Raw genomic sequence first — 1658 nt, forward strand, 5'->3', positions numbered from 1 at the left:
GACCAATGCTATTAAGTACTCACCCACAGGGGGAACCGTTCAGTTTGAACTGATTGCTCAGACAGAATGTGTTATCTTCCGGATTCAAGACCAGGGGATGGGCATTCCCCCAGAAGACCAACCGCAACTGTTTGAGCCTTTCCATCGTGCTAGCAATGTTGGCACAATTCCTGGTAGTGGCTTAGGGCTAGCTATTGTTAAACAGTGTGTGGACGCTCATGGTGGTGAGATTTCTCTCAAGAGTCAGTTGGGAGAGGGTACGACATTTACGGTTAGTTTACCGTATTAGGTTTTAGGGAATTGAGAATTAAGAATTGAGAATTGAGAATTAAGAATTGAGAATTGAGAATTAAGAATTGAGAATTGAGAATTAAGAATTGAGAATTGAGAATTGAGAATTAAGAATTAAGAATTAAGAATTAAGAATTAAGAATTAAGAATTAAGAATTAAGAATTAAGATGCGTTCCCGTAGCGTGGCCGTAGGCCAATCGCAAAGGTAATCATTCAGGTATCAGTATTCAGCTATCACCATTCACTTGATAGGTGAATACTCACTACAATTTGATTATCCTGATTATCCTCATCCAGAGCACCAATAAAAAGTGACGAAGGGATGGAGCGCTATGTGACCGGAAAATCGGGGAGTGTGAGGGGATTGGCTCAAGCACCTAGCTTGAGATATGGGGTTAGCCAATCCCCTCACATAAACGAATTGAGCGATTCGGCGTTTCATTTCTTTTGTTTGTGTTATGATATTGCAGCTGGCCTACAACAGGTGAGAATTCGTCGGTATCACCAATTAATCTACGACGTAAATGGATGGTAGTAGCAAGGGAGCGATAAACCCAGCGGGTTGCCGACTAATTAATCACTAATGACATATCAAGTTTTAATTTGACCAGAAGCATAGCAGGATTTAGAATACGCTTATAACTGGTATGAGGAGCAAAATACTAGCTTGGTTTCTGAATTTATTCGAGTCGTTGATGCCAGTTTTGCCACTAGTCAAAGAAATCCTTTAGCTTCTCCTTTAGTTGATCAAAAAGTGAGACGGAAATTAATTCGTAACTTTCCTTACAGTTTCTTCTACATAGATAGTCAAAGATATAATAATAGTTATTATTATTGTTTTCAAATTAAGCGGGATCCTCAAAAATGGCAAAGACCTTTATAGCAAGGGCACATCTTGTAGGCTGGGCAAGGGTAAACTTTACCAATATATTCATCAGTTTTCAGCCTCAGTATAGGTTTCTAAGAGGTGAAAAACTATTTCAATCACACATAAGTCTCTAATCAATTGTGATAAATGTGGGATTATTGTCCATGAAAAATTAGTAAAATTAGTTAACTTAAGTTGTACTCACCTTAATGATTCAATCAACTCAGACAGGGACAAGTTATCAAGTCAGACTCAACGACTTGGCAAAAGGGACTCTAACAGCTTTAACCTTACAAATTTTGGGAGTACTATTAACCTACATAGCTCAGGTTTTTCTAGCCCGTTGGATGGGAAAAGTGGAATATGGAATATACGCTTTTGTCTTGGCTCTATCGGCTCTATTAGCAATTCCCAGTGGATTCGGTTTTCCCCGAACGGTTTTACGTTTTATGGCTGAGTACCGAGTCCGGGAAGATTGGGGGCGCTTACGAGGAATTT

At 39.3% G+C, this 1658-nt stretch carries 2 protein-coding genes; both read left to right on the top strand.

The window, feature by feature from the left end; genetic code table 11:
- Positions 1-289, top strand: a 289-nt coding sequence (locus F6K49_RS46770) for a sensor histidine kinase (RefSeq protein WP_293109312.1), incomplete at its 5' end; no start/stop codon positions are given.
- 1080 nt (positions 290-1369) lie between these two features.
- Positions 1370-1658: oligosaccharide flippase family protein (locus F6K49_RS46775; RefSeq protein WP_293109315.1), on the top strand; the 289-nt coding region annotated here is incomplete at its 3' end.

Source organism: Moorena sp. SIO3I6, from assembly GCF_010672095.1.